The following is a 26,403-nucleotide window of genomic DNA, read 5'->3' as shown; positions in this document are numbered from 1 at the left end:
CGGCGGAGGTGAAGCCGACGGAGATGACCTAGAGGACGTGTCCCGGCTGTCCCGCGTCGGTGACGACGGGACGGCCCGCGGCCGCCCAGACCTGCATGCCGCCGTCCACGTTCACCGCGTCGAGGCCCTGCTGCACCAGATACATCGTGACCTGGGCCGAACGGCCACCGGAGCGGCAGATCACATGGACCCGGCCGTCCTGCGGAGCCGCCTCGGTCAGCTCGCCGTACCGGGCCACGAACTCGCTGATGGGAATGTGCAGCGCCCCCTCGGCATGCCCCGCCTGCCACTCGTCGTCCTCGCGGACGTCCAGCAGGAAATCGCCGTCCTTGAGGTCCGAGACCTCGACCGTGGGCACACCAGCTCCGAAACTCATGCCGCCGACGCTACCCGAAGAGGCTCGCGGAACCGGCCGGGCTACCCCTGCGCCAGCAGCTCCGCCAGCTCCGCCTCCCGCTCCGCCACGTCCTTGCGGAGCTTCTCGGCGATCTCCCCCAGGAGGGCGTCGGGGTCGTCGGGGGCCAGGCGGAGCATCGAGGCGATCGCGCTGTCCTCCAGTTCGCGGGCGACCAGGGCGAGCAGTTCCTTGCGCTGGGCCAGCCACTCCAGGCGGGCGTAGAGCTCCTCGGCGCGGCTGGGGAGCCGCTCGGCGAGCGCCGGTCCCGCGGCCCACTCCTCGGCCAGCTCCCGCAGCAGCGCCTCGTCGCCACGGGCGTAGGCGGCATTGACGCGGGTGAGGAACTCCTCGCGCCGCGCCCGCTCGGGCTCCTCCTGCGCCAGGTCCGGGTGGGCCTTTCGGGCCAGCTCGCGGTAGAGCTTGCGGGCCTCCTCGCTCGGGCGGACCCGCTGCGGGGGCCGCACCTCCTGCTCGGTGAGCATCGCGGCGGCCTCCGGGAACAGTCCGTGGCCGTCCATCCAGCCGTGCAGCAGTTCCTCGACACCGGGGATGGGCATCACCCGGGCCCGCGCCTCCTCGGCCCGCCGCAGGTCCTCCGGATCACCGGTGCGGGCGGCCCTGGCCTCGGCGATCCGTGCCTCCAGTTCCTCGAGCCTGGCGTACATCGGGCCGAGCCGCTGCTCGTGCAGGCGGGAGAAGTTCTCGACCTCGATGCGGAAGGTCTCCACCGCGATCTCGAACTCGATCAGGGCCTGCTCTGCGGCCCGCACGGCCCGCTCCAGCCGCTCCTCGGGCCGGGGCGGCTGGGACTGCTCAGCTTCCGGGGTCGTCACCCGACCAGCGTAGGCCACCGGGACCCACGCCCGGGCCCGGCACTCAGCCGACCCCGGAAGACGCCCCGCACGCCCCTCACACGCCCCGCACGCCCCTCACACGCCCAGCTCCGCCGCTATCCGCCCCGACCGCACCGCCGCCACCAGGTCCGCGTGGTCCGCCTCCGTGCGGTCGGCGTAGGCGACCGCGAACGCGGCCATCGCCTCGTCCAGTTCCTCGTTCTTGCCGCAGTATCCGGCGATCAGGCGGGGATCGGCGCTGTGGGAGTGGGCGCGGGCCAGCAGGGCGCCGGTCATGCGGCCGTAGTCGTCGACCTGGTCGGCGGCGAGCGCGGCGGGGTCGACGCTGCCCTTGCGGTTGCGGAACTGCCGCACCTGGAACGGCCGCCCGTCGACCGTCGTCCAGCCCAGCAGGATGTCGCTGACGACCTGCATGCGCTTCTGGCCCAGCACCACCCGGCGGCCCTCGTGGCCGACGGACGGTGCCTCGAAGCCGGCCGTCGCCAGGTGCGGGACCAGCGCGGAGGGACGGGCCTCCTTCACCTGGAGGACCAGTGGTTCGCCGCGGTGGTCCAGGAGCAGCACGACATACGAGCGGGTGCCCACGCTGCCCGTGCCGACGACCCGGAACGCGACGTCGTGCACCGTGTGGCGGGCCAGCAGCGGCAGGCGGTCCTCGGAGAGGGTCGTGACGTACCGCTCCAGGGACGCCGCCACCGCCGCGGCCTCCGCGTCCGGGATGCGGCGCAGCACCGGCGAGGCGTCGACGAAGCGGCGCCCGCCGTCCTCGGCGGCCTCGGTCGACTTGGCCGCGAACCGCCCGCTGGTGTTGGCCCGCGCCTTCTCGGAGACCCGCTCCAGCGTGCCGAGCAGATCGTGCGCGTCGGTGTGCGAGACGAGTTCCTCGTCGGCGATGGCGTTCCAGGCGTCCAGTACCGGCAGCTTGGCGAGCAGCCGCATGGTGCGCCGGTAGGCGCCCACCGCGCCGTGTGCCGCCTGCCGGCATGTGTCCTCGTCGGCACCCGCCTCCCGGCCGGCCAGTACCAGCGAGGCGGCGAGCCGCTTGAGGTCCCATTCCCAGGGGCCGTGCACCGTCTCGTCGAAGTCGTTGAGATCGATGACCAGACCGCCTCGCGCGTCGCCGTACAGGCCGAAGTTGGCCGCGTGCGCGTCACCGCATATCTGGGTGCCTATGCGGGTCGTGGGAGTGCGGGCGAGGTCGTACGCCATGAGGCCCGCCGAGCCCCGCAGGAACGCGAACGGCGTCGCCGCCATCCTGCCGACCCGGATCGGGGTGAGCTCGGGGATGCGGCCGAGGCTCGACTCCTCCACGGCGCTGACCGCGTCCGGGCGCGAGCCGTCGAGGTCCAGGGCGCTGTGCGCACGGCGCGGGATGCTCGCCCGCAGCGCCTTGCCCTCCGCCTTCGGCGAACCCTCCGCCGGCCAGTCGGCGAACCCCCGCACCCGGGGCAGCCGGCGCACCTCTCCGGTGTTCGCCCCTACTCCGGTCTCCGCCCCCGCTCCGGTGTCCGTCCCCGCCACTCCAGCACCGGTCTCGGTCATCGCGACCGCCTCCCCCGAACCCACTCGTACGAACATCAACGCCTGCCGACCGTACAGCCGGTGGCCGAAACACGTCAGACCCTGTGGACAACTCCGCGCCTGTGGAAACCCGCCGGTCGGGACGTCCTCACCCGCGCAGATACGCCAGCACCGCCAGCACCCTTCGGTGCGTCTCCACGGCGGGCGGCAGGTCCAGCTTGGTGAGGATGCTGCCGATGTGCTTGCCGACGGCCGCCTCGGACACCACCAGGTGCCGGGCGATCGCGCTGTTCGACCTGCCCTCGGCGATCAGCGCGAGCACCTCCCGCTCGCGCGGGGTGAGCCGTTGCAGCGGGTCCCGGCGCCGGCGCAGCAGCTGCCGTACGACCTCGGGGTCGACCACCGTGCCACCGGACGCGACCTCCTCCAGCGCCGAGACGAACTCCTCGACCTGCCCGACACGGTCCTTCAGCAGGTAGCCGACGCCCGTTCCGTCACCGGAGTCGAGCAGGTCGGAGGCGTAGGCCCGCTGCACGTACTGGCTCAGTACGAGGACGGGCAGCGTGGGCCGGCGCTCACGCAGCCGGACCGCCGCGTGCAGGCCCTCGTCCTGGAAGCCGGGGGGCATGCGGACGTCCGTCACCACGATGTCCGGGCGGTGCTCGGCCACCGCGGCGACGAGCGCCTCCGCGTCGCCGACGGCCGCCGCGACCTCGTGGCCGAAGCGGGTGAGCAGGCCGGTCAGGCCCTCCCGCAGCAGCACGCTGTCCTCGGCCAGCACTACGCGCAGCGCTCGGCCCTCTCCCGGGGCGGGCGAGGCCGGCAAGGTTCGCAAGGAATCTCCACACGCAGCAGGGTCGGTCCGCCCACGGGGCTGGACAGGGAGAGTGTGCCATCCAGGACCGACACCCGGTCCGCGAGTCCGGTCAGCCCGCTGCCCCGGCCGGCCTCGGCGCCGCCCCGGCCGTCGTCGCGCACCCGCAGGACCAGCCGCCCGGCGCGATGTCCGCCGCTCACGCGCGCGCGGGTGGCCGCGCTGTGCCGGTCGACGTTGGCAAGGGCCTCGCACACCACGAAGTACGCGGCCGCCTCGACCGGTTGGGGCAGCCGTCCGGGCAGCTCCAGGTCCACGTCGACCGGGATCGCGCAGCGGTCCGCCGCGTCGGCGACGGCGGCCTCGAGGCCATAGTCGGCGAGGACCTTGGGATGGATGCCGTGGATCAGCTCGCGGAGTTCGGCCAGCGCGGTGCCCGCCTCCTGGTGGGCCTTGGCGAGTTGGTCGGCGAGGGGCCCGGGCGGGGCGTCCAGACGGGCCAGGCCGAGCGTCATCGTCAAGGCGACCAGGCGCTGTTGGGCCCCGTCGTGGAGATCGCGCTCGATGCGCCGCCGTTCGGCCTCGAAGGCGTCCACCAACCGCGCGCGGGAGCGGGTGAGTTCGGTGACCGTCTCACTCGGCTCGGGGGACAGCAGCAGCCGCGCCAGGGCGGCCCGGGCGCCCGCCATGACGCCCAGCGCATAGGCGCCCGCGACCAGCAGGACGAGCCCGAGCACGGCCACCCCGAACGCCTCCGGCCGGCCGGTCACCGTCCACTGCTTGAGCACCTTCGCCTCGTGGCCCTCACCGACGGTGGCCATCAGCAGCGGGGTGGCGACCAGGGACAGCGGCCCGCCCAGGGCGACGGTGGCCGCGAGCGCGTCGACCGGCCACAGCAGGCCCGCGAACAGCAGCGCGTATCCGAGCTCCCGCCAGGTGGCCCGCTCCCGCAACCGCGTCACCAGCCAGGCCCGCAACCCGGTGGCCGCGGGCGCCCGGTGCGGGTCGGCGGCGGGCACGGCATCGACCAGGCGCAGCCTGCGCCGCTCCACCGCGGCCACCGGGATCCCGGCGAGGGTGGTGGCGAGCAGCAGCGGCAGTCCCACGAGCACGACGGCCAGGACACCGCCGGCCACCGCCGTCACCGCGAGCACCACGAGGGTGACGGCGCCGGTCAGTACGCCGGAGAGCAGGTAGAGGGCCGAGCGCCACGGCCAGGCCGACAGCGGGAAGCCGGGCCGGGCCATGGCCTGCCACACGTTCCGAGGAGGCTGCATGCGGATCACCGTAGGAGGCCGGTGCGGGCCGGACCATCCGTCCAGGCAGGGGAGTCGGGGTATGCCTGGCCCTACCCCGGTTCTCGGTCCTGCCGCACTGCGCCGAGGGGGCCGCCGACGGTTTCGTGGAGCCGCCACCAATTCATGGCGCCGTCAACCGGCAACGACCCCAGGGGGACCCATGAGCACCGACGCGATCAGGCTGCGGGCAGTCAGCAGGCAATACGGCACGGGCGACGGGGCGGTGACCGCGCTCGACGGGGTCACCCTCGGCTTCCCGCGCGGCAGCTTCACCGCCGTCATGGGCCCCTCCGGCTCGGGCAAGTCGACGCTGTTGCAGTGCGCGGCGGGGCTGGACCGGCCCACTTCCGGGTCGGTGAAGGTCGGCGGGACCGAGCTCGCGGGACTGAGCGAGAGACGGCTGACCCTGTTGCGGCGCGACCGCATCGGGTTCGTCTTCCAGGCGTTCAACCTGCTGCCGTCCCTGACCGCCGAGCAGAACGTGGCCCTCCCCCTGCGCCTGGCCGGCCGCCGCCCCTCACGCGCGCGGGTGCGTGAGGCGCTCGACCGGGTCGGGCTCGCCGACCGCGCCCGGCACCGGCCGAGCGAACTGTCCGGCGGCCAGCAACAACGCGTCGCACTGGCCCGCGCCCTCATCACCCGCCCCGAGGTGCTGTTCGGCGACGAACCGACCGGCGCCCTCGACTCCCGCACCGGCCGCGAGGTACTGCGGCTGCTGCGCGACATGGTCGACCGGGAGGGCCGGACGGTGGTCATGGTCACCCACGACCCGGTGGCCGCCTCCCGCGCGGACCGCGTGGTCTTCCTCGTCGACGGCCGCCTCACCGGCGAACTGAGCGGCGCGGACGCGGGCCGGATCGCCGCGCACATGACCGGACTGGAGGCCGCCGCGTGCTGACCCTCGCCCTGAACACCGTGCGCACCCGCTGGGCCACCTTCACCGGCGGCTTCATCGCCCTCTTCCTCGGTGTCACGCTCCTCACCGTGACGGGCCTGACCCTCGCCGCGTCCCTGGACGCACCGCACCGCGCCCCGGAGCGGTTCGCCGCCGCACCGGTCGTGGTCAAGGGGGCGGACACCCTGCGCGTGGCCACCCCGGCCGGGGAACGGGTGCGCAAACTCGCCCGGACGCGCCCCGTCCCCGCGCCGGTCGTCACCCGATTGAGGCGGCTGGGAACCGTCGTCGAGGACCGCTCGTTCCCGGTACGAGCGGACAGCGGACCCGGCGATCTGGTCGGCCACCCCTGGTCCACGGCCGCGTTCGCTCCGTACATCCTCGCCGCGGGCCGCGCGCCGCGTACCGCGGACGAGATCGTCATCAGCGGCGGCTGGGCGCGTCCGGGCGAGCGCGTCCGTACCGGCCACGGCACCGTCCGGGTCGTCGGAACCGTCACCGCACGCCACGACTTCGAGCACGCCGCCTTCTACACCGACGATCAGGCCGCCCGACTCTCCCCGACCAGCTACCAGTTGGCCATCGACGCCGACCTGGCAGCCGTACAGGAGGTGATACGAACCACAGAAAGCACCCACGACACCCACAGCACCCACGGCACCCACGGCACCCACGGCACCCACAGCACCCACGGCACGGACGTCCAGGTCCTCACCGGCGACGCCCGCCGCCTCGCCGACGCCGATCCCGACCGGGACCGCGAGGCGCTCACCGCGCTGAACGCCCTGTTCGGCACGGCCGGCGGGGTCACCGCCTTCGTGTCGGTGTTCGTCGTGGCCTCCACCTTCGCTTTCCGCGTCGCCCTGCGGCGCCGGGAGTTCGGGTTGCTGCGCGCCGTCGGGGCGACCGCCGGGCAGATCCGCCGGACGGTGCTCGCCGAGGCCCTGACGGTCGGCGTGCTCGCCTCGGCAGCCGGCTGCGCGGTCGGCGCGTACGGGGCGCCGTGGCTCGCCGGACGGGTCGTCGACGAGGGTCTCGCCCCGCGCTGGTTCACGATCGGCGACAGTGTCTGGCCGTACCACCTGGCCTTCTGGACGGGCCTGCTGGTCGCGGTGTGCGGGGCGCTGGCCGCCTCCTGGCGGGCGGGGCGCACCGGGCCGCTCCAGGCGCTGCGCGAGGCGGCCGTGGGCGGCAGGGTGATGACTCCCGGCCGGTGGCTGTGCGGTGCGACGCTGCTGCTGACGGCCGCCGTGACGCTGTGCATAGCCCTGGTCGGCGACCCGGGCGAGCTGTTGCACCGCAAGTCGTACGTGAGCCGCCCCATGCTGCTGATCACCGCGGTCGCGCTGCTCACGCCCGCCGTGGTGCGGCCCCTGGTGCGGGCGCTGGTCCGGCTGCCCGGCGTCACCGGCCTGCTGGTGCGGCAGTGCGCGGCCGCCGATGTGCGGCGCACCGCCTCGCTCGCCGCCCCGGTGCTGGTCACGGTCGCCCTCGCGGGCTCACTGCTGGGCGCCACCGCGACACTGAACGCGACGAAGGCCGCCGAGACGCGCGCCCGGACGACCGCCGCGTTCGTGATCACCCCGGACGCCCCGGCCGGCGCACCGGCCGACGGCCAGGCCGACAGCGTGGGCTTCGACGCGGCGACGCTCAGCCGCCTGCGCGCGGTGCCCGGCGCTCGCGTGACGGCGACCTCCTCCAGCGCGGTGTACGTCCTCGAGGACGGCGTGGCCCTGATCAGATCCGAGGCCCGCGCCGCCGACCCGGCACGGCTGGCCGCCACCGTCCGGCTCCCGCTGGCCGCCGGACGCGTCGCCGACCTCGACGACGGCTCGATCATCGTCAACCAGGAGTGGCGGCGGCACACCGTCGGGCAGCGCGTCCGGGTCCGGCTCGGCGACGGCACCCCGAGGACGCTGCGGATCGCCGCCGTCATGACCACCGGTACCGGCGACAACGGCGTCTACGTCACCCCGCGCAACGCCCCCGGCGCACCGGTCGACCGGGTCGACGTCGCCCTCGCGCCCGGCGCCGACGCACACACCGTGGCCGCGGGACTGCGCACGGCCGTACGCGCCTCGGGGGGCCGGCTGCTGACCAAGGAGCAGTGGCTGCGGGCGACTTACCCGGGCACCGACCGCACCACCCGCCTCGGGCTCCTGCTGGTCCTGGGCATCGCCCTGCTGTGCACCGCCGTCTCGGTGGCCAACACCGCGGTGATGGCGACCTCGGACCGGCGGCGCGACCTGGCCGTCCTGCGCCTGACCGGGGCGACCCGGGCGCAGGCACTGCGGCTGGTGGCGGCGGAGGCCCTGACGGTGGCCGCGGTCGGCGCACTCCTCGGACTGCTGGTCACCGCCCTCAACCTGTGGGAACTCGGCGCCGCCCTGCACCTGCTGTCGGCCCCGGCCGCCGTACGCCTCCCCTGGACCGCACTCGGCACCACCGCGGGCACGTGCGCCCTGCTCGCGGTGACGGCCTCCGCCGTACCGGCCGCACTCGCGCTGCACCGCCGTGCGGCCTGAGAGACTCATCACACCGCACGACATCGCTCCACCAACGACAACGGGCCCACCGTGATGATCACGATGGGCCCGTAGCCTCTGTGCGCGAGGGGGGAGTTGAACCCCCACGCCCTTGCGGGCACTGGAACCTGAATCCAGCGCGTCTGCCTATTCCGCCACCCGCGCATTGGGTGTGTCTTCCGGCTCCGGCCCTTTCGGGCTGGCCCCTTCCGACACCCAGAACATTAGCACGCCGGACAGGGCCGATTCACATCCCTTCCCGCCCACCCCCGGCTCCCCCGGACCACGTATCAAGGAGACCCTGTTCACGTATCAACCTCGTACCGGTCACGGCCATCTCTCCAGGAGGCGGCCGGGTCCACAGCCAGGTGCGGGACACTGGTCTCCACACCCCTCTACGATCCTTGACAAGAGGAGTTCGAAGGGGAGCCGCTCGGGGAACCGGCTGATTGCCGGGCCGCGTGGATACGATCAGTAAGCAGTACCAGGCAAGGCAGTACGGAACCGCAGTACGGCAAGGCAGGACGACAGCGACGGAGGAGGTGCCCCATGGGAGTCCTGAAGAAGTTCGAGCAGCGCCTCGAAGGTCTGGTCAACGGCACCTTCGCCAAGGTGTTCAAGTCCGAGGTCCAGCCGGTGGAGATCGCCGGCGCGCTCCAGCGGGAGTGCGACAACAACGCCACCATCTGGAACCGCGACCGGACCGTCGTACCCAACGACTTCATCGTGGAGCTGAGCGCGCCGGACCACGAGCGCCTCAGCCCCTACTCCGGCCAGCTCGGCGACGAGCTCGCCGGCATGGTGCGCGACTACGCCAAGCAGCAGCGCTACACCTTCATGGGCCCGATCAAGGTCAACCTGGAGAAGGCCGACGACCTCGACACCGGCCTGTACCGGGTGCGCAGCCGCACGCTCGCATCCTCCAGCAACCAGCAGGCCCCCTCCGCACCCGCGTCTGCGGCCCCGCCCACCGGACGGCCCGGCCCGGGCGCCCCCGGCGGCGGATACGGCTACCCGCCGGCCGCCGCCCCGCCCATGCCTTCCGCGCCGCCCCCCGGCGCGCGCCCCGGCGGGTACGGCTACCCGCAGCCCGCCACCCAGCGGCCCGCGGCCGCCCCGATGAGCGGCGGGCGCACCCGCTACTGGATCGAGATCAACGGCACCCGCCACCAGATCTCCCGCGCGACGCTGGTGCTGGGCCGCAGCACCGAGGCCGACGTGCGGATCGACGACCCCGGCGTCTCCCGCCGGCACTGCGAGATCCGGACCGGAACGCCCTCGACGATCCAGGATCTCGGCTCCACCAACGGCATCGTGGTGGACGGGCAGCACACCACCCGCGCTACGCTCCGCGACGGCTCGCGGATCGTCGTGGGCAGCAGCACCATCATTTACCGGCAAGCCGAAGGGTGAAGCGGGGGCAATGTCAGAGCTGACCCTCACGGTCATGCGGCTGGGTTTCCTGGCCGTACTGTGGCTGTTCGTGATCGTGGCCGTGCAGGTCATCCGCAGCGACCTGTTCGGTACGCGCGTCACCCAGCGCGGAGCGCGCAGGGAGGCCGCGCGCCCCCAGCAGGCCGCGGCCCGGCAGCAGGCCGCGCCCCCGCAGCAGCGCGGCCAGCAGGGCGGCGGCCGGCAGCGCCGCAACGCCCCCACCAAGCTGATCGTGACCGAAGGCACACTGACCGGCACCACCGTCGCGCTCCAGGGCCAGACCATCACCCTGGGCCGCGCCCACGACTCCACGATCGTGCTGGACGACGACTACGCCTCCAGCCGTCATGCCAGGATCTACCCGGACCGCGACGGCCAGTGGATCGTCGAGGACCTCGGCTCCACCAACGGCACATACCTGGACCGGTCCCGGCTGACGACTCCCACACCGATCGCGCCGGGCGCGCCGATCCGCATCGGCAAGACCGTCATCGAGCTGCGGAAGTAGTGCTACATCATGACTGAGCGCGAGCGGAGCGAGCACGCAGCGGCGGACCGCACCCCGGTCTCCGGCGCGCTCCCGACCGGAGGGTGGGCAGTGTGGCTCGACACGACCGGCTGTACCCGGAGCCGACGGGCGAGGTGCGCATGAGTCTGTCACTGCGCTTCGCCGCCGGATCGCACAAGGGCATGATCCGGGAGGGCAACGAGGACTCCGGTTACGCCGGTCCGCGCCTGCTCGCCATCGCCGACGGCATGGGCGGCCAGGCGGCCGGCGAGGTCGCCTCCTCCGAGGTCATCTCCACCCTGGTCACGCTCGACGACGACGTGCCCGGCTCCGACATCCTCACCTCCCTCGGCCATGCCGTGCAGCGGGCCAACGACCAACTGCGCTCCATGGTCGAGGAGGACCCCCAGCTCGAGGGCATGGGCACCACCCTCACCGCCCTGCTGTGGACCGGACAGCGGCTCGGCCTCGTCCACGTCGGCGACTCCCGCGCCTACCTGCTGCGCGACGGCGTCCTCACCCAGATCACCCAGGACCACACCTGGGTCCAGCGGCTCGTCGACGAGGGCCGGATCACCGAGGAGGAGGCGACCACCCACCCGCAGCGGTCCCTGCTCATGCGGGCACTCGGCAGCGGCGACCACGTGGAGCCCGACCTGTCGATCCGCGAGGTACGGGCCGGCGACCGCTACCTGATCTGCTCCGACGGCCTCTCCGGCGTCGTCTCCCACCAGACGATGGAGGAGACCCTCGCCAGCTACCAGGGCCCGCAGGAGACCGTGCAGGAGCTGATCCAGCTCGCGCTGCGCGGCGGCGGCCCCGACAACATCACCGTGATCATCGCCGACGTCCTCGACCTGGATACCGGCGACACCCTCGCCGGACAGCTGTCCGACACCCCCGTGGTGGTCGGCGCCGTCGCCGAGAACCAGCACCACCTGCACGACAACGGCATCATGCAGACCCCGGCCGGCCGCGCCTCCGGCCTCGGCCGCCAGGGCCGCGGCCAGGGCGGCGGCGAGTTCGGCCCGCCCGGCAGCGGCGACACCACCGGCTACGTCCCCGGCGGCAGCTTCGGCGACTACACCGACGAGGACTTCGTCAAACCCCGCAGAGGCCGCAGGTGGCTCAAGCGCTCCCTCTACGGCACCCTCGCCCTCGCCGTCATCGGCGGCGGCCTCTACGGCGGCTACCGCTGGACCCAGACCCAGTACTACGTCGGCACCAAGGACGAGCACGTGGCCCTGTACCGGGGCATCAGCCAGGACCTCGCCTGGGTGTCACTGTCGAAGGTGGAGAAGGACCACCCCGAGATCGAACTCAAGTACCTGCCGCCCTACCAGCAGAAGCAGGTCAAGAACACGATCGCGGAAGGCGGCCTCAAGGACGCCCAGTCGAAGATCGACGAGCTCACCGTGCAGGCCTCCGCGTGCAAGAAGGAGGCCGAGCGCCAGACGGCCGCCGACAAGAGCAACAGCAAGACCGGCCAGGGCAAGACCTCGGGCACCACGGGAACCACGAACACCTCCTTCACGTCCAAGGCCTCGCCGACACCGAACCCGTCGGGCAGCAAGGCGCCATCCCCTTCGAACTCGAAGTCTCCGTCCACGACCCCGTCCGCGACCCCCAGCCCCGGCCCCACCCTCTCGGAGGATGAGCAGAAGGTCGTCTCGCTGTGCGGTAAGCAGTAGGCAAGCCGTGAGAGGCCCCGTCACACGATGAGCACTACCAACCCGTCGACGCACCACACGTCCACCATCGGCGCCATCGGCGCACCGAGCAGACGCAACACCGAGCTGGCGCTCCTGGTGTTCGCCGTCGCCATCCCGGTGTTCGCCTACGCCAACGTGGGCCTGGCCATCAACGACCAGGTACCCGCCGGACTGCTGAGCTACGGCCTCGGCCTCGGCCTGCTGGCCGGCGTCGGCCATCTCGCCGTAAGAAAGTTCGCCGCCTACGCGGACCCATTGCTGCTGCCCATCGCCACGCTCCTCAACGGCCTCGGGCTCGTCGTCATCTGGCGGCTCGACCAGTCGAAGCTGCTCCAGTCGCTGCCCCACTTCACCGCGGCCGCGCCCCGGCAGCTGCTCTACACAGCGCTGGGCATCGCCATGTTCGTCGTCGTGCTGATCTTCCTCAAGGACCACCGTGTCCTTCAGCGCTACACCTACATCTCCATGTTCGGCGCACTGGTCCTGCTCATCCTGCCGCTGGTGCCCGGCCTCGGGGCCAACATCTACGGCGCCAAGATCTGGATCAGGGTCCCCGGCCTGGGCTCCCTCCAGCCCGGCGAGTTCGCGAAGATCGCCCTCGCCGTCTTCTTCGCCGGCTACCTGATGGTGAAGCGCGACGCGCTGGCACTGGCCAGCCGCCGCTTCATGGGCCTCTACCTGCCGCGCGGCCGCGACCTCGGCCCCATCCTGGTCGTCTGGGCGATCTCCATCCTCATCCTGGTCTTCGAGACCGACCTCGGCACCTCGCTGCTGTTCTTCGGCATGTTCGTGATCATGCTGTACGTCGCCACCGAGCGGACCAGCTGGATCGTCTTCGGTCTGCTGATGTCCGCGGTCGGCGCCGTCGGCGTCGCCAGCTTCGAACCGCACATCCAGACCCGTGTCCAGGCCTGGCTCAACCCGATGCGCGAGTACAAGCTCAGCCGCATGGTGACCCACGACGGCATCCTCCACTCCGACCAGTTGCAGCAGGCCCTGTGGGCCTTCGGCTCCGGCGGCACCCTCGGCACCGGCCTCGGCCAGGGCCACTCCGACCTGATCAAGTTCGCCGCCAACTCCGACTTCATCCTCGCCACCTTCGGCGAGGAGCTCGGCCTGGCCGGCATCATGGCGATCCTGCTGCTCTACGGCCTGATCGTGGAGCGCGGCGTGCGCACCGCCCTCGCCGCCCGCGACCCGTTCGGCAAGCTGCTCGCCGTCGGCCTGTCCGGCGCCTTCGCGCTCCAGGTGTTCGTCGTGGCCGGCGGTGTGATGGGCCTCATCCCGCTGACCGGTATGACGATGCCGTTCGTCGCGTACGGCGGTTCCTCCGTGCTGGCCAACTGGGCCCTGATCGGCATCCTGATCCGCATCAGCGACACCGCCAGACGTCCGGCGCCCGCCCCCGCCGCCAGCCCCGACGCCGAGATGACCCAGGTGGTCCGCCCGTGAACAAGCCCCTGCGCCGGATCGCGATCTTCTGCGGTCTCCTCGTCCTCACCTTGCTCCTGCGCGACAACTGGCTCCAGTACGTCAAGGCGGACAGCCTCAAGGACGACACCAACAACCGCCGCGTCACCATCGCCCGCTACGCCACCCCGCGCGGCGACATCATCGTCGACGGCGAACCCATCACCGGGTCCGTCAAAACGAAGAGCGGCGACCTCAAGTACAAGCGCACCTACAAGGACGGCGCCATGTGGTCGCCGGTCACCGGGTACGCCTCCCAGGCCTTCGGCGCCACCCAGCTGGAGTCCATCGAGGACGGCATACTCACCGGTGACGACGACCGGCTCTTCTTCCGCAAGACCCTCGACATGATCACGGGTAAGCAGCAGCAGGGCGGAAACGTCGTCACCACGCTCAACGCGGCCGCCCAGAAGGCCGCGTACAACGGCCTGAAGAAGCAGGGCGGCAAGGGCGCCGTGGTCGCCCTCGAACCGTCCACCGGCAAGATCCTGGCGCTGGCCTCCTACCCGTCGTACGACCCCTCCTCCTTCGCGGGCAACAGCCTCACCACGGACACCAAGGCCTGGAACGCGCTGAAGAAGGAGAACAACCCCAGCGACCCGACGCTGAACCGGGCACTGCGCGAGACCTACCCGCCGGGCTCCACCTTCAAGGTGGTCACCGCGGCGGCCGCCCTGGAGAACGGGCTGTACACCTCGGCCGACGAGAACACCAAGTCGCCGCTGCCCTGGATCATGCCGGGCACCACCACCCCGCTGAAGAACGAGGGCAACATCCCCTGCAAGAACGCGACCATGCGGGTCGCGCTCAAGGTCTCCTGCAACTCCGTCTTCGGCAAGATCGGCGCGGACCTCGGCAACGACAAGATGCTGGAAGAGGCCAAGAAGTTCGGCTTCGACGCCGAGCAGTTCACCCCGGTCCGTTCCAACGCCTCGGTGTTCTCCGACAAGATGAACACGTCGCAGACCGCGCTGTCCTCGATCGGCCAGTTCAACACCGCCGCGACCCCGCTCCAGATGGCGATGGTCGCCTCCGCCGTCGCCAACGACGGCAAGCTGATGAAGCCGTACATGGTCGACTCACTCCAGTCCCCCAGCCTCGACCCGGTCGCCAAGACCCAGCCGGAGGAGCTCAGCCAGCCGCTGTCGCCGAAGAACGCCCAGATCCTCCAGGACATGATGCAGACGGTCGTCAAGGAGGGCACGGGTACGAAGGCGCAGATCAGCGGTGCCACGGTGGGCGGCAAGACCGGTACCGCCCAGCACGGCGTCGCGAACAGCAAGAACCCGTACGCCTGGTTCATCTCCTACGCCAAGCTCCCCGACGGCAGCTCGCCGGTCGCCGTGGCCGTGGTCATCGAGGACGACCAGGCGAGCCGCGACGACATCTCCGGCGGCGGCCTCGCGGCCCCGATCGCGAAGAGCGTGATGGAGGCGGTCATCAAGTCCAAGAAGTGACTCCGCTCACGTCCCCCACGCATCGGTGCACGTTGCGATACCGGTCCTGTATCGGGTGACGGGCTTGGCCAGGTCACACAGAGCGAGCCGGGTACGGTAGGCCCGGACGACAGCCTCCGGCCGCACACCCCTGTGCCGGCCGGGACCGACGGAGAGGGCTGGTAGGGAACTATGGAAGAGCCGCGTCGCCTCGGCGGCCGGTACGAGCTGGGCCAGGTGCTCGGCCGTGGTGGCATGGCCGAGGTCTACCTCGCGCATGACACGCGCCTCGGCCGCACCGTGGCGGTGAAGACGCTGCGCGCCGACCTCGCGCGCGACCCGTCTTTCCAGGCCCGGTTCCGCCGGGAGGCCCAGTCGGCCGCCTCGCTCAACCATCCCGCGATCGTCGCGGTCTACGACACGGGCGAGGACTACATCGACGGGGTCTCGATCCCGTACATCGTGATGGAGTACGTCGACGGCTCCACGCTCCGTGAGCTTCTTCACAGCGGCCGCAAGCTGCTGCCGGAGCGGTCGATGGAGATGACCATCGGCATCCTCCAGGGCCTGGAGTACGCCCACCGCAGCGGCATCGTCCACCGCGACATCAAGCCGGCGAACGTCATGCTGACCCGCAACGGCCAGGTCAAGGTCATGGACTTCGGCATCGCCCGCGCCATGGGCGACTCCGGCATGACCATGACGCAGACCGCCGCGGTCATCGGCACCGCGCAGTACCTCTCGCCCGAGCAGGCCAAGGGCGAGCAGGTCGACGCCCGCTCGGACCTCTATTCGACTGGCTGTCTCCTCTACGAGCTGTTGACGGTCCGCCCGCCCTTCGTAGGCGACTCTCCCGTGGCCGTCGCCTACCAGCACGTCCGCGAGGAACCCCAGCCGCCGAGCGTCTTCGACCCCGAGATCACGCCCGAGATGGACTCCATCGTCCTCAAGGCACTGGTCAAGGACCCGGACTACCGCTACCAGTCCGCCGACGAGATGCGCGCCGACATCGAGGCCTGCCTCGACGGCCAGCCCGTCGCGGCGACGGCAGCCCTGGGCGCCGTCGGCTACGGCGGCTACCCGGACGACGCGCCCACGACCGCGTTGCGCTCCGACGCGGGCGCCGGCGCCACGACCATGCTTCCGCCGATGAACCCGGACGACGGCGGCTACGGCTACGACGACCGCCCCGACCGGCGCCGCCAGCCGAAGAAGAACAACACCTCCACGATCCTGCTCATCGTGGCGGGCATCCTGGTGCTGGTCGGCGCGATCCTGATCGGGAAGTGGGCGTTCCCCGGGAACAACTCGGCGGACGAGACCTTCAAGGCTCCGAACTTCGTCGACCACACGCAGGCCGATGCCGAACGGATGGCCAATAACGTCGACCTGAAGGTCACGGTCACCAAGAAAGCCTGCGGCAAACCGGCGAAAACGGTCTGCTCCCAGAACCCGACCCCGGGCTCGGACGTGAAGAAGAACGACACCGTCACTCTGACGGTGTCGACGGGCACGCCGAAGGTCACCGTGCCGGACGTCCGCGGCGCCCAGTTCGACGATGCCAAATCCCAGCTCGAGGACAAGGGCTTCGTGGTCGACAAGAAGATCGAGGTGTCCACCCGGACGCCGGGCGTCGTCACCGCCCAGGACCCCGAAGGCGGCACGTCGAAGCAGAAGGGCACGACGATCACCCTGACCGTCGCCAAGGCGGAGGAAAAGGCGACCGTCCCGGACGTCACCGGCAAGTCCTGCGACGAGGCCAAGGCCCAGATGACGGCCAACAACCTGGTCGGCAACTGCACCGATGTGGAGACCGACGACAACACCAAGGTCGACAAGGTCATCTCGACCGACCCGCCGGCCAACGCCCAGATCAGCAAGAACTCGACGGTGCAGATCCAGATCGGCAAGGCGAAGCAGAACCAGCAGACGCAGGTTCCGAACCTCCAGGGCCAGACCCTGAAGAACGCCAAGACCCTGCTCCAGCAGGCCGGCCTCCAACTCGGCAACGTCAACGGGTCCCAGGACGACAACGCCATCGTCTTCACCTCCGACCCCGGCGCGGGCAACACGGTTGACCAGGGCACCGCGGTCAACGTGGTCACGGTCGGCCAAGGCGGCAACAACAACGGCGGAAACAACAACGGCGGCACCAACATCTTCGGCGGTGTAACCGGCTGACCGCATACCGAATGAGCCCCGGCACCCATCTCACACGGGTGCCGGGGCTCATTCGTACGCAGCGCGGAACACGGCACACCGACCGCACGACAGTTCCACGACCGATCGTGTCTTCGTACGTCATGACTCGTTGATCGATGGGGTGGGGAATCGAGTCTCTGCCCCGGCCAGACGGCCACGAAATGAGCAGAGGTGCAGAACATGATCAACGAATTGGCACTGTTGGAATCGAAGACCCTGCGCGACAGCGTGCTGGAGCGCACCGACGTGCTGGACCGCGTGAAGGTCCTGTCACTGCTGCCGGACGGGATGCACGTGACGACGGCGATGGTGGCGGCGTATTTTCAGGTACGCGTCAAGGCGATCCGATCCCTTGTGATCGACCACAGGACTGAGTTGGAGGCCAACGGCTACCACGTGCTGACAGGTACAGAACTGAGCGCCTTCAAGGCGCTCAGTGGAATCCAGTCCCGCACAGCTTCACTGGCCCTCTTCTCCCGCCGAGCCGTCCTCAACGTCGCCATGCTGCTCCGCGACAGCGAAGTCGCACGTCAGGTGCGTCTGTACCTCCTGGACATGGAGTATCTGGCCCGGACACAGCCTGTGGATAACTCTGTCCACACGGCAACTCCCTCCCTCGACGACCACATCGACCAGCGCATCACCCGCATCCTCGGCAAGACCGTCGTCCCCATGTTCAACGCCCTGATCGAGGCATCGGGCGAGCACCGCCGCGAGCTCATCGCCCTTCGCGACGACATCCAGAACGTCGAGCAAAGGCTGTGCTGGCACCACCGACGGCTCAACGCCCTGGAAGGAGACGCGCCGACGGATCAGGTCAGGGCTGCCATCAGTGCCATGACCTGGCAGGCGTTCGAGCACCACGTCGCCGACCTGCTCCGCCGTGACGGCTGCACGGACGTCGTCGTACGACGGGCCCACAGCGACCGGGGCATCGACGTCACCGCCCGTACGGCGGACGGACGTACCGTGGCCGTCCAGTGCAAGAACCGGGCCGGCCGCTGGACCGTCCCCAGCGCCGACATGCAGAAGTTCGCCGGTGCGACACGAGCCCTCGACCGCGTCGACGTCGCCCTGTTCGTCGCCACGTCGAACTTCAGCAGCGAAGCACAGGCCATCGCCGACCTCACCGGAGTCATCACCGTCAACCGTGACGAGGTGGAAGCGTGGAGTGCCGGAGCGCACCTGAAGGCGCTGCGCTGAGACACGGCAGAAGGCGCCCGAAGCCGCAAAGGCAAGTTGCGGCTTCGGGCCTCCGTCATGTTAGCCGCGCAGTTCCTTCGGCGGCGTCCGCTCGCTGTCGACCTTGTCCACGCGGACCAGTTCGCCCCAGACCACGTAGCGGTAGCGGGAGGTGTACACCGGGGTGCAGGTCGTCAGGGTGATGTAGTGGCCGGGCTTCTTGACGCCCGACTCCTTCGGGACCGAGGTCAGGACCTTGACGTTGTACTTCGAGGTCTCCGGGAGGACGGCGAAGGCCTTGTAGACGTACCACTTGTCCTTCGTCTCGAAGACGATCGGGTCGCCCTTCTCCACCTTGTCGATGTTGTGGAACTTGGCGCCGTGGCCGTCACGATGGGCCGCGAGAGTGAAGTTGCCCTTCTTGCCGGAGGTCGGCAGCGTGGCCTTGACGGGGTCCGTGTAGTAGCCGGCGACGCCGTCGTTCAGGACGTCCGTCGACGTGCCCTTCTCGACCAGGACCTCCCCGTTCTTCATCGCGGGGACGTGCAGGAAACCGATGCCGTCCTTGGTGTCCAGCGCACCGGGACCGCCGGAGCCGTGGGCCCAGTTGTCCCGGACCTTGTCGGCCTCCTTGTGCGCCGTACGGTCGGCGACGACGTTCGTCCACCACAGGGAGTAGACGACGAAGAGGCCGAGCACGAGGCCCGCCGTGATCAGGAGTTCACCGAAAAGGCTGACGGCCGTGGCGATCCGGCCGGTGCCCCGGCGCCGTGGTGCGGGCGCCGCCGCGGGCGCCCCCGTGTGCTCTTCGGTGTCGTCGGCGGTCGCTGCCACTGTTCATCTGCCCTTACTCGACGAGCGCATCCGGCTTGCCCTTGCTGCGCGGCCGTTCCTCGACCATCTTGCCCCAGACGATCAGCCGGTACTTGCTCGTGAACTCCGGCGTGCACGTGGTGAGGGTGATGTAGCGGCCCGGCTTGGTGAAGCCCGACCCCTTCGGGACGGGGTCCAGCACGCTCGTGTTGGAGGGCGCCGTCACCGGCAGCATCGACGTCATCTTGTAGACGTAGTACGTGTCCTGCGTCTCCACGACGACCGCGTCGCCCTTCTTGAGCCGGTTGATGTACCGGAAGGGCTCCCCGTGCGTGTTGCGATGCGCGGCCAGGCCGAAGTTGCCGGTCTTCGCGTCCGGCATCGCCGTCTTCAGCGCGCCCTCGCCGTAGTGGCCGACCATGCCCTTGTCGAGCACCTTCTTGTTGCTGACGCCCTCCGCGATCGGCGCCACCACGTCCAGCTCGGGAATGTGCAGGATCGCGAAGCCCTGCCCCGGCTCGAAGGTCCCCGGCGCGCGCTTGCCGCTCGCCCAGTCCTGCTGGAGGCTGTTCGCCTCCTTGCCGGCCTGGGCGTGCGCCCGGACGTTCGTCCACCACAGCTGGTAGGTGACGAACAGCAGCATCAGCACACCGGTGGTGATGAACACCTCACCGATCGCCCTGCTCGCGACGACCGCCGGGCCCGGCTTGCGGGCCCGCTCCTGCCGCCGGGCCTCGACCCGGGACAGCGGCGCCCCGGACCTCGACTCTCCGGACCGCGACTCTCCGGACGGCTCCCGCGCGGCCTCCCGCGCACCGCCATGACGCCCGCCACGCCGCTTGGCGGCCTTTCTGCGGGCCGCTCGGCCGCCCGGTGTGGCTCGAGTGGCAGACGTGGCCGAAGAGGCCGCAGAAGCCGACACAGGCGGTGGCTCCGGTATCCGCAACGCCACCGTCTCATCATCGATGGGAGCCTCGTGCGGCGGCATGCCGTAGGAACCGTACGACGCGCCGCCGTACGAGTCCTCGCGCTCGGGGCGCAGCGCGGTCACGCCGTGGCCCTGCCCACCACCGGGGCGAGCCCCGCCGACCTCGCCACGGCACCCTGGTCGCCGCACTCCACCAGCCAGTTGGCCAGCATCCGGTGCCCGTGCTCGGTCAGGACCGACTCGGGGTGGAACTGCACGCCCTCGACCGGAAGTTCGCGGTGGCGCAGGCCCATGATGATCCCGTCGTGCGTCCGGGCCGTGACCTCCAGCTCCGCCGGGACGGTGGCCGGCTCCGCGGCCAGCGAGTGGTAGCGGGTCGCGGTGAAGGGCGAGGGCAGCCCGGCGAAGACGCCCCTGCCCTCGTGCTCCACCGGTGAGGTCTTCCCGTGCAGCAGCTCGGGCGCGCGGTCCACCACCCCGCCGTACGCCACCTGCATCGACTGCATGCCCAGGCAGACACCGAAGACGGGCACCCCGGTCGCGGCGCAGTGCCGGACCATGTCCACGCAGACCCCCGCCTCCTCCGGCGTGCCGGGCCCCGGGGACAGCAGCACGCCGTCGAAGCCGTCCTGGGCGTGCGCCGTCGACACCTCGTCGTTGCGCAGCACCTCGCACTCGGCGCCCAGCTGATAGAGGTACTGGACCAGGTTGAAGACGAAGCTGTCGTAGTTGTCGACGACGAGAATCCGCGCACTCACTGGTTGTCCACCGTCACATCGTTGAAGGGCAGCAGCGGTTCGGCCCAGGGGAACACGTACTGGAAGAGGACATAGACCACGGCCAGAACCAGCAGGAGTGAGGTCAGCGCCTTCACCCACGTGTTTCCCGGCAGATGCCGCCAGATCCAGCCGTACATGCCGTCCCTTCCGTTCCACCACGGCACCAGACTCCCGCCGTACGTCACCAGACTAACGGCGCAGAGCCTTCGGTTTGCCTGCCTCCACAGGCTGCGTGGAGTCAAGATGCGCCCAGACGATCAGCCGGTGACTGTGGCCCCATTCGGGATCGCACGTGGTCAACGTCAGATACCGGCCCGGACGCGTGTACCCCGACTTACGTGGCACAGGGCCGATCACTTCAACGTCAGTCGGAACCGTTTTGTAAGGCCCTTTGTCGATCCGATACGTGAACCAGCTCGTTCCGTCCGTCAATACGACCGCGTCACCGGCCCTCAGCTTCGGGAAGTCCTTGAAGGGGTCGCCGTATGTCCGCCGATGACCTGCGACGGCGAAGTTGCCCTCCTGGCCCAGCCGCGCGGTGCGCGCGTAGTGGGCGAGCCCCTTCTTCAGCACGTCGGTGCCGGTGCCCTCGAGCACGGGCTCGTTCCACGTGAAACCGAGCCGCGGGATGTACATGATCGCGAAAGGCTTGCCGTACCTGTACGGCGCCGGCTTCCCCGCCCCCCGCGACGCGGCGGCCGTGGGATGCACGGCCCCCTTCGACCACTGCTGGTGCAGCTGGTCGATCTGGTCGTTCATCTCACTGTCGGCCTTGACGCCGGTCCAGAACAGTACATAGACCACGAACAGCACGATCAAGGTGCCCACCGTGATGCAGAGCTCGCTGACGGTCCTGACGATCACGCGCACCGGCGGCTCCTGGTGAGGGCACCTACTTCACGGGCTTCGCGTAGTGCAGGTCCACTGTGCCCGAGTAGCCGGGCAGAGTCACCGTGCCGTCCTCGGTGACTTTCCAGCCGAGGCCGTAGACGTTCACGTACACCATGTAGGTCTGGATCGTCTGGGAGTCCGCCAGCGCCTGCTGCATCTTCGCCGGGTCGCCGACCGCCGTGATCTTGTACGGCGGCGAGTAGACGCGACCCTGGAGGATCAGCGTGTTTCCCACGCAGCGCACGGCACTGGTGGAGATCAGCCGCTGGTCCATCACCTTGATGCCCTTGGCCCCGCCCTGCCACAGCGCGTTCACCACGGCCTGGAGATCCTGCTGGTGGATGACCAGGTAGTCGGGCTGCGGCTCGGGATAGCCGGGCAGCTTGGCCGTGGCGTTCGGCGGGGCGTCGTTGAGCGTGACCGTGATCGCCTTGCCCTTGAGCTTCTCCGTCCCCGCGTTCTTCTCCAGTCCGGAGAGCTTCTCGTCCTGCGCCTTGGTGCTGCCGTCGTCCCGCTCGGCCAGCGACTCGACGTCGTCCCGCAGCGTCGCGTTGGACTCGTCCAGCCCCTTGTTCTTGTGGCTCCGTTCCTGGATGAGGTCGGACAGCTTCAGCAAGGAGGAGTCCGTACGGATGTCGGTGCCCTTGGCGGTGTTGAAGCTGGTGAAGAAGATCAGCCCGGCGAGCGCGAAGACCGCCGCCGTCAGAGCCCGCACCGGCCGGAAACGGGTACCGCGGGCAGGGAGGACAGGGCCGGAACCTGTTGATCCCGTCCCGGGGGAGTCGGCAGAATTGCTCAACGTACCCTTATCTCCTTCGGCGCCGCGGAAGCACTACGCTAACGGACGCCCGGGGGAGTGCTCAGTCTGCCCTTACTGTCCCCTTGTACGCTGCCCCACCGGAGCCCGACCCAGTTACCTGCGCGGCCACGCAGCGCATCGACAGGAGAGACCCTCGTGCCGAAGTCACGTATCCGCAAGAAGGCCGACTACACGCCGCCGCCGTCGAAGCAGGCCACGGCCATCAAGCTGACCAACCGTGCCTGGGTCGCGCCCGTCATGCTGGCGATGTTCCTCATCGGCCTGGCCTGGATCGTCGTCTTCTACGTGACCGACGGTTCGCTGCCGATCGACAAGCTGGACAACTGGAACATCGTGGTCGGCTTCGGCTTCATCGCCGCGGGATTCGGCGTCTCCACCCAGTGGAAGTAGCGACTGCTTCCGGGTGAACTCAGCTCTGCCCAGGGCTATCCGCTGAGTTATCCACAGGCATTGTCCACAGTGTCCACACGCTGGGGAAAAGAAACGACGATCTGTGGATAACCCACCGGAGGTTGACGCCGGTGTGACAGACGTACCGGCTGACGCGAAAACCCTCGTCCCCTGCCTGACTTGGGAAAACACACCTGAGCGGCAGGGGGCGCAGCTGTTGGCGCACAGTATGCACAAGATCGGGCACAGACTGTGGACAACGGTTCGGTATCAGGTGAGCTGAGCCGTCCTGACCAGCGTCAGGAGCACCACCACGGCCAGGACCAGTGCACAGGTGCCGTACTGGATCAGGGCGCGGTGTCGGCGCGGGGCGTGGACCATGGCGTAACCGCACACGACGCCTGCCACGAGGCCGCCGATGTGGGCCTGCCAGGCGATGCCGCTGAACCCGAAGGTGAAGATGAGGTTGATCACCAGCAGGGCGATGACCGGCCGCATGTCGTAGTTGAGCCGGCGCATCAGGACGGCCGTCGCTCCGAAGAGGCCGAAGATCGCGCCGGAGGCGCCGAGCGAGGGCTGGTTGGGTTCGGCGATCAGGTAGGTGAGCGCGCTGCCGGCCAGGCCCGAGACGAAGTAGAGGGTGAGGTAGCGGGCGCGGCCGAGGGCTGCCTCCAGGGGGCCACCGATCCACCACAGGCTGAGCATGTTGAACAGGATGTGGATGTAGCCGCCGTGCAGGAACATGGCGGTCACCAGCCGGTACCACTGGCCCTGGGCGATGCCCTCGGCTGAACCGAACAACGGCACGTAGGCCTGGCCGATGAGTTCGAACCGGTTGGTGAAGCGGTCGCCGAGGGACAGCTGGACCAGGTACACGGCCAGGTTCACGCCGATCAGCAGCTTGGTGAGCAGCCGTGGGTCCGCGGTGACCGTGCCACCTGCCACGGTGCGCGGCCGTGAGGCGGCACGAGGCTGCCCGGAGCCGGAACCGCCGCGTACGCATTCCGGGCACTGGAAGCCCACGGAGGCGCTGACCATGCACTCGGGGCAGATGGGGCGCTCGCAGCGGGTGCAGCGGATGCCGGTCTCGCGGTCCGGGTGCCGGTAGCACACGGGCACGCTCCTGGCGTCCTGCGCGCTGCCTGCGGCCTCCTGGTCCATGGAGTCACCTCGGGTCGTCTCGTGGGCACTGCACCACCCCGCTCATCCTTACGGACGAGCGGGGCGAATGGTTCCCCGGCCTGTCTGGGGCCGGTCAGCCCTCGCGGCGCTCGATGACGATGGTCTCGATGACGACGTCGTTGACCGGACGGTCGTTGGGCTTGGTGGTGGGGACGGCGGCGATGGCGTCCACGACCTTCTGGCCGGCCGGGTCGGTGATTTCGCCGAAGATGGTGTGCTTGCGGTTCAGCCAGGTCGTCGGGGAGACGGTGATGAAGAACTGCGAGCCGTTGGTGCCGGGGCCGGCGTTGGCCATGGCGAGCAGGTAGGGCTTGTTGAAGGACAGGTCGGGGTGGAACTCGTCCTCGAACTCGTAGCCCGGGCCGCCGATGCCGCTGCCGAGCGGGTCGCCGCCCTGGATCATGAAGCCGCTGATCACCCGGTGGAAGACCGTGCCGTCGTAGAGCTTGTCGTGGCTCGCCGCGCCGGTGGCCGGGTGCTTCCACTCGCGCTCACCCTGGGCGAGCTCGACGAAGTTCTTGACCGTCTTGGGCGCGTGGTTCGGGAAGAGCCTGACCTCGATGTCGCCGTGGTTGGTCTTCAGGGTGGCGTAGAGCTGCTCGGCCACGATCTGCCTTCCGTTGTCTTCCTGTGACCCTCTGATCCTCGCACGCTCCAGGCCGCGCGTCGCCCGACCGTGTCTGGTGGGCGCGAATCGCCCCGGGGCGGGCGCGCGCGGCGGCGATTCGTGGCATTGTCGGGATTGTCGTCGACAGGCTCGTGTTGCCCCGTATTCACCCGCTCTTCGTGTGGCGCGTGGGGCGTGAGCGGTTCGGTCGGCACTCGTATGCCCGTCCTCGCATGCCCCACGTCCCGTTGACAGGCATGATCCGTAAAAGGGTGGAAAGTCGAAATACCGTACGCCACCGAGGAGGAGGAACCCGTGACCCGCATCGACAGCGTGCGCGCCGCGACCGGCTCGGCGAAGGACAGCGTGCTGCACGCCGCGGAAGTGGTGGCGCCCTACGCCGACACGGCCAAGGAGCGTGCCGCGCACTACGCGCAGGAGGCACGTGTACGGCTCGCGCCCAAGGTGTCGCAGGCCGCCGAACAGGCCCGCGTCCAGTACGACGCCCGTCTCGCGCCCCGGCTGGAGCTGGCCCGGGCGCAGGCCATGGCCCATGTGCCGCCGAAGGTCGACCTGGCCGCCCATGAGGCCGCGGTCCGTACCCGCAAGGCCGCCCGGCAGGCGGCGGAGTACTCGCGGCCGAAGCTCGAGCAGGCGGTGGCCGCGGCCGGGCCGGTGCGCGACGAGGCGGCGGCGCGGGGTGCCGCGGCGCTGGCCGCGCTGCGTGGCCAGGTCTCGCCCAAGGAGATCCAGAAGCTGGCTCGCAAGCACCGGCGGCGGGCCAGGGCCGGTCGTCTCGCCAAGGCGCTGGCCGTGGTGGGTGCGGTGGCCGGTGGTGCTTTCGCGGCCTGGAAGTGGTGGGACAAGCAGGCCAATCCCGACTGGTTGGTGGAGCCGCCCGCGGCGACGGAGGTGCCCGAGTCGGGTCCGCTGAGTTCGGTGGACGGCAGCCTGGACACTTCTGTGCTGGATCCGGAGGTGAAGGCCAAGGAGGCGGAGGAGTCCGCGCAGGACGAGGACCGTCCCTGACGCGAGGCGGTGCGACGGCCGTCGTGGGGCGGGAGGCCCGGATGTCTCCCGCCCCTCGGTGGTGTGCTGCGGGGATCACTGGTCCAGATAGGCGAGCACGGCCAGGACGCGGCGGTTGTCGGTGTCCGTGGCGTGCAGTCCCAGCTTGGTGAAGATGTTGCCTATGTGCTTGGCGACGGCTTTCTCGGTGATGAACAGTCCTTGGGCGATGCCGGCGTTGGAGCGGCCCTGGGCAAGCTGTTCGAGGACTCGCGTTCACGCCCGGAGCGGCTGCCGACGGCTTCGTCGCGGTCCTTGCGGGCGAGGAGTAACGAGTCGAGGAACTGGCCGCCGTTGGTGACGCGGTCCTTGAGCATGTAGCCGACGCTGCGACCGCCGTCGGCGAGCGGCTCGCGCGCGTAGAGGGGTTCGACGTACTGGGGACAGGAGCAGTACGGGCAGGTCGGGCATCTCGGCGGCACCGTCATGGACCCCGAGGTCATCACAAACTCGGAGGCGGAGTGGTCCGGGCGTGCCGGGGATGCTCACCCCCGGCCAGCGCAGGGCCAGTTCGCGCTGACGCGCGGCGAGGTTGCGTACGCCTTCCATGGCACGCGGCACCACGCCGAGGCGGGGACGGGCAGGGAGATGGCACCGGAGACGGCCAGCGAGCGGCCGAAGGCGGCGATGGACATCCAGCAGAGGGTCAGGGTGCGGCTCAGTCCCGCTAATCCTGC

General features: G+C 70.2%; 24 protein-coding genes, 1 tRNA gene and 1 pseudogene. 11 read left to right on the top strand and 15 right to left on the bottom strand.

What is annotated here, in order from left to right; all coding sequences use genetic code 11:
- Window positions 1-28: 28 nt before the first annotated feature.
- From ACWGJM_RS11130 to ACWGJM_RS11110, 5 genes are all read right to left on the bottom strand, one after another.
- Window positions 29-358: a rhodanese-like domain-containing protein gene (locus ACWGJM_RS11130; protein ID WP_453411503.1), complete on the bottom strand. Its 330-nt coding sequence runs from the start codon at window positions 356-358 to the stop codon at window positions 29-31.
- A 59-nt stretch (window positions 359-417) separates the two neighbouring features.
- Window positions 418-1,230, bottom strand: a complete 813-nt coding sequence (locus ACWGJM_RS11125) for a hypothetical protein (RefSeq protein ID WP_453411364.1) — start codon at window positions 1,228-1,230, stop codon at window positions 418-420.
- A 96-nt stretch (window positions 1,231-1,326) separates the two neighbouring features.
- Window positions 1,327-2,793, bottom strand: coding sequence for a DUF2252 domain-containing protein (locus ACWGJM_RS11120; RefSeq protein WP_453411363.1), 1,467 nt, complete (start codon window positions 2,791-2,793; stop codon window positions 1,327-1,329).
- Window positions 2,794-2,920: 127 nt separating this feature from the next.
- Window positions 2,921-3,553 carry a response regulator gene (locus ACWGJM_RS11115; RefSeq protein WP_453411502.1) on the bottom strand — a complete coding sequence of 211 codons (633 nt, stop codon included), beginning with the start codon at window positions 3,551-3,553 and terminating at the stop codon, window positions 2,921-2,923.
- Complete coding sequence (locus ACWGJM_RS11110) at window positions 3,553-4,833, bottom strand: sensor histidine kinase (RefSeq protein ID WP_453411501.1); 1,281 nt, start codon at window positions 4,831-4,833, stop codon at window positions 3,553-3,555. Before ACWGJM_RS11110 ends, ACWGJM_RS11115 begins: the two co-directional genes overlap by 1 nt.
- Window positions 4,834-5,044: 211 nt before the next feature.
- Between ACWGJM_RS11110 and ACWGJM_RS11105 the strand changes: the two genes are divergently transcribed.
- Both ACWGJM_RS11105 and ACWGJM_RS11100 read left to right on the top strand, forming a co-directional pair.
- The gene (locus tag ACWGJM_RS11105) at window positions 5,045-5,782 is read left to right on the top strand and encodes an ABC transporter ATP-binding protein (protein WP_453411362.1); all 738 of its coding nucleotides are present in this window, start codon (window positions 5,045-5,047) and stop codon (window positions 5,780-5,782) included.
- Window positions 5,776-8,304: an FtsX-like permease family protein gene (locus tag ACWGJM_RS11100; RefSeq protein WP_453411361.1), complete on the top strand. Its 2,529-nt coding sequence runs from the start codon at window positions 5,776-5,778 to the stop codon at window positions 8,302-8,304. Before ACWGJM_RS11105 ends, ACWGJM_RS11100 begins: the two co-directional genes overlap by 7 nt.
- 81 nt (window positions 8,305-8,385) lie before the next feature.
- Here ACWGJM_RS11100 and ACWGJM_RS11095 read toward each other — a convergent pair.
- Window positions 8,386-8,469 (bottom strand) — tRNA-Leu (locus ACWGJM_RS11095).
- Between the two features lie 384 nt (window positions 8,470-8,853).
- On the opposite strand from ACWGJM_RS11095, the gene ACWGJM_RS11090 reads away from it, so the two are divergent.
- The 7 genes from ACWGJM_RS11090 to ACWGJM_RS11060 all read left to right on the top strand — a co-directional run bounded on the left by ACWGJM_RS11090 (window position 8,854) and on the right by ACWGJM_RS11060 (window position 18,269).
- Window positions 8,854-9,717, top strand: coding sequence for an FhaA domain-containing protein (locus ACWGJM_RS11090; RefSeq protein WP_453411360.1), 864 nt, complete (start codon window positions 8,854-8,856; stop codon window positions 9,715-9,717).
- Window positions 9,718-9,727: 10 nt separating this feature from the next.
- A complete protein-coding gene (locus ACWGJM_RS11085) occupies window positions 9,728-10,246 on the top strand; it encodes an FHA domain-containing protein FhaB/FipA (protein ID WP_453411359.1) in 519 nt (172 codons plus the stop codon).
- A gap of 140 nt (window positions 10,247-10,386) precedes the next feature.
- Window positions 10,387-11,937 carry a Stp1/IreP family PP2C-type Ser/Thr phosphatase gene (locus tag ACWGJM_RS11080; RefSeq protein WP_453411500.1) on the top strand — a complete coding sequence of 517 codons (1,551 nt, stop codon included), beginning with the start codon at window positions 10,387-10,389 and terminating at the stop codon, window positions 11,935-11,937.
- A gap of 27 nt (window positions 11,938-11,964) precedes the next feature.
- Window positions 11,965-13,410 carry an FtsW/RodA/SpoVE family cell cycle protein gene (locus ACWGJM_RS11075; protein WP_453411358.1) on the top strand — a complete coding sequence of 482 codons (1,446 nt, stop codon included), beginning with the start codon at window positions 11,965-11,967 and terminating at the stop codon, window positions 13,408-13,410.
- On the top strand, window positions 13,407-14,885 hold the full coding sequence (locus tag ACWGJM_RS11070) for a peptidoglycan D,D-transpeptidase FtsI family protein (protein WP_453411357.1): 1,479 nt from the start codon (window positions 13,407-13,409) through the stop codon (window positions 14,883-14,885). Before ACWGJM_RS11075 ends, ACWGJM_RS11070 begins: the two co-directional genes overlap by 4 nt.
- A 171-nt stretch (window positions 14,886-15,056) precedes the next feature.
- The gene (pknB, locus tag ACWGJM_RS11065) at window positions 15,057-17,045 is read left to right on the top strand and encodes a Stk1 family PASTA domain-containing Ser/Thr kinase (RefSeq protein ID WP_453411356.1); all 1,989 of its coding nucleotides are present in this window, start codon (window positions 15,057-15,059) and stop codon (window positions 17,043-17,045) included.
- 201 nt (window positions 17,046-17,246) lie between these two features.
- Complete coding sequence (locus ACWGJM_RS11060) at window positions 17,247-18,269, top strand: restriction endonuclease (protein ID WP_453411355.1); 1,023 nt, start codon at window positions 17,247-17,249, stop codon at window positions 18,267-18,269.
- A 60-nt stretch (window positions 18,270-18,329) separates the two neighbouring features.
- On the opposite strand, the gene ACWGJM_RS11055 is transcribed toward ACWGJM_RS11060, so the two are convergent.
- The 6 genes from ACWGJM_RS11055 to ACWGJM_RS11030 are packed head-to-tail and all read right to left on the bottom strand — an operon-like array spanning window position 18,330 to window position 22,458.
- Window positions 18,330-19,082: a class E sortase gene (locus ACWGJM_RS11055; protein ID WP_453411354.1), complete on the bottom strand. Its 753-nt coding sequence runs from the start codon at window positions 19,080-19,082 to the stop codon at window positions 18,330-18,332.
- Window positions 19,083-19,095: 13 nt separating this feature from the next.
- Window positions 19,096-20,112, bottom strand: a complete 1,017-nt coding sequence (locus tag ACWGJM_RS11050; RefSeq protein ID WP_453411353.1) for a class E sortase — start codon at window positions 20,110-20,112, stop codon at window positions 19,096-19,098.
- Window positions 20,109-20,747: an aminodeoxychorismate/anthranilate synthase component II gene (locus ACWGJM_RS11045; protein WP_390737472.1), complete on the bottom strand. Its 639-nt coding sequence runs from the start codon at window positions 20,745-20,747 to the stop codon at window positions 20,109-20,111. The genes ACWGJM_RS11050 and ACWGJM_RS11045 overlap by 4 nt, the downstream gene beginning before the upstream one ends.
- Window positions 20,744-20,905, bottom strand: coding sequence for a hypothetical protein (locus tag ACWGJM_RS11040; RefSeq protein WP_361442121.1), 162 nt, complete (start codon window positions 20,903-20,905; stop codon window positions 20,744-20,746). Before ACWGJM_RS11040 ends, ACWGJM_RS11045 begins: the two co-directional genes overlap by 4 nt.
- A gap of 52 nt (window positions 20,906-20,957) precedes the next feature.
- On the bottom strand, window positions 20,958-21,638 hold the full coding sequence (locus ACWGJM_RS11035; RefSeq protein WP_453411352.1) for a class E sortase: 681 nt from the start codon (window positions 21,636-21,638) through the stop codon (window positions 20,958-20,960).
- A gap of 22 nt (window positions 21,639-21,660) precedes the next feature.
- A complete protein-coding gene (locus ACWGJM_RS11030) occupies window positions 21,661-22,458 on the bottom strand; it encodes a DUF881 domain-containing protein (RefSeq protein ID WP_453411351.1) in 798 nt (265 codons plus the stop codon).
- 156 nt (window positions 22,459-22,614) lie between these two features.
- Between ACWGJM_RS11030 and crgA the strand changes: the two genes are divergently transcribed.
- Window positions 22,615-22,869 (top strand): cell division protein CrgA, encoded by a 255-nt coding sequence (gene crgA, locus ACWGJM_RS11025; protein ID WP_132855222.1) that lies wholly within the window; start codon window positions 22,615-22,617, stop codon window positions 22,867-22,869.
- Between the two features lie 270 nt (window positions 22,870-23,139).
- On the opposite strand, the gene ACWGJM_RS11020 is transcribed toward crgA, so the two are convergent.
- Both ACWGJM_RS11020 and ACWGJM_RS11015 read right to left on the bottom strand, forming a co-directional pair.
- A complete protein-coding gene (locus ACWGJM_RS11020; RefSeq protein ID WP_453411350.1) occupies window positions 23,140-24,030 on the bottom strand; it encodes a rhomboid family intramembrane serine protease in 891 nt (296 codons plus the stop codon).
- Between the two features lie 94 nt (window positions 24,031-24,124).
- On the bottom strand, window positions 24,125-24,658 hold the full coding sequence (locus ACWGJM_RS11015) for a peptidylprolyl isomerase (RefSeq protein ID WP_453411349.1): 534 nt from the start codon (window positions 24,656-24,658) through the stop codon (window positions 24,125-24,127).
- 315 nt (window positions 24,659-24,973) lie between these two features.
- Here ACWGJM_RS11015 and ACWGJM_RS11010 point away from each other — a divergent pair, with 315 nt between their 5' ends.
- Window positions 24,974-25,687, top strand: a complete 714-nt coding sequence (locus ACWGJM_RS11010) for a DUF5324 family protein (protein WP_453411348.1) — start codon at window positions 24,974-24,976, stop codon at window positions 25,685-25,687.
- A gap of 75 nt (window positions 25,688-25,762) precedes the next feature.
- Here the strand turns inward: ACWGJM_RS11010 and ACWGJM_RS11005 are convergent.
- Window positions 25,763-26,134 (bottom strand): annotated as a pseudogene (locus tag ACWGJM_RS11005) (LuxR C-terminal-related transcriptional regulator); the annotation flags it as partial.
- Between the last annotated feature and the right edge of the window lie 269 nt (window positions 26,135-26,403).

It is taken from the genome of Streptomyces sp. NPDC054834, assembly GCF_053611185.1.
This window is presented reverse-complemented; position numbering and strand designations above follow the sequence as displayed.

Excerpts from the sequence above, each read along its gene's own strand:
- ACWGJM_RS11120 (WP_453411363.1), bottom strand. The coding sequence starts at position 2,793 with ATGACCGAGACCGGTGCTGGAGTGGCGGGGACGGACACCGGAGCGGGG.
- ACWGJM_RS11110 (WP_453411501.1), bottom strand. The coding sequence starts at position 4,833 with ATGGCCCGGCCCGGCTTCCCGCTGTCGGCCTGGCCGTGGCGCTCGGCC.
- ACWGJM_RS11105 (WP_453411362.1), top strand. The coding sequence starts at position 5,045 with ATGAGCACCGACGCGATCAGGCTGCGGGCAGTCAGCAGGCAATACGGC.
- ACWGJM_RS11090 (WP_453411360.1), top strand. The coding sequence starts at position 8,854 with ATGGGAGTCCTGAAGAAGTTCGAGCAGCGCCTCGAAGGTCTGGTCAAC.
- ACWGJM_RS11085 (WP_453411359.1), top strand. The coding sequence starts at position 9,728 with ATGTCAGAGCTGACCCTCACGGTCATGCGGCTGGGTTTCCTGGCCGTA.
- ACWGJM_RS11080 (WP_453411500.1), top strand. The coding sequence starts at position 10,387 with ATGAGTCTGTCACTGCGCTTCGCCGCCGGATCGCACAAGGGCATGATC.
- ACWGJM_RS11075 (WP_453411358.1), top strand. The coding sequence starts at position 11,965 with ATGAGCACTACCAACCCGTCGACGCACCACACGTCCACCATCGGCGCC.
- pknB (WP_453411356.1), top strand. The coding sequence starts at position 15,057 with ATGGAAGAGCCGCGTCGCCTCGGCGGCCGGTACGAGCTGGGCCAGGTG.
- ACWGJM_RS11060 (WP_453411355.1), top strand. The coding sequence starts at position 17,247 with ATGATCAACGAATTGGCACTGTTGGAATCGAAGACCCTGCGCGACAGC.
- ACWGJM_RS11040 (WP_361442121.1), bottom strand. The coding sequence starts at position 20,905 with ATGTACGGCTGGATCTGGCGGCATCTGCCGGGAAACACGTGGGTGAAG.
- ACWGJM_RS11020 (WP_453411350.1), bottom strand. The coding sequence starts at position 24,030 with ATGGACCAGGAGGCCGCAGGCAGCGCGCAGGACGCCAGGAGCGTGCCC.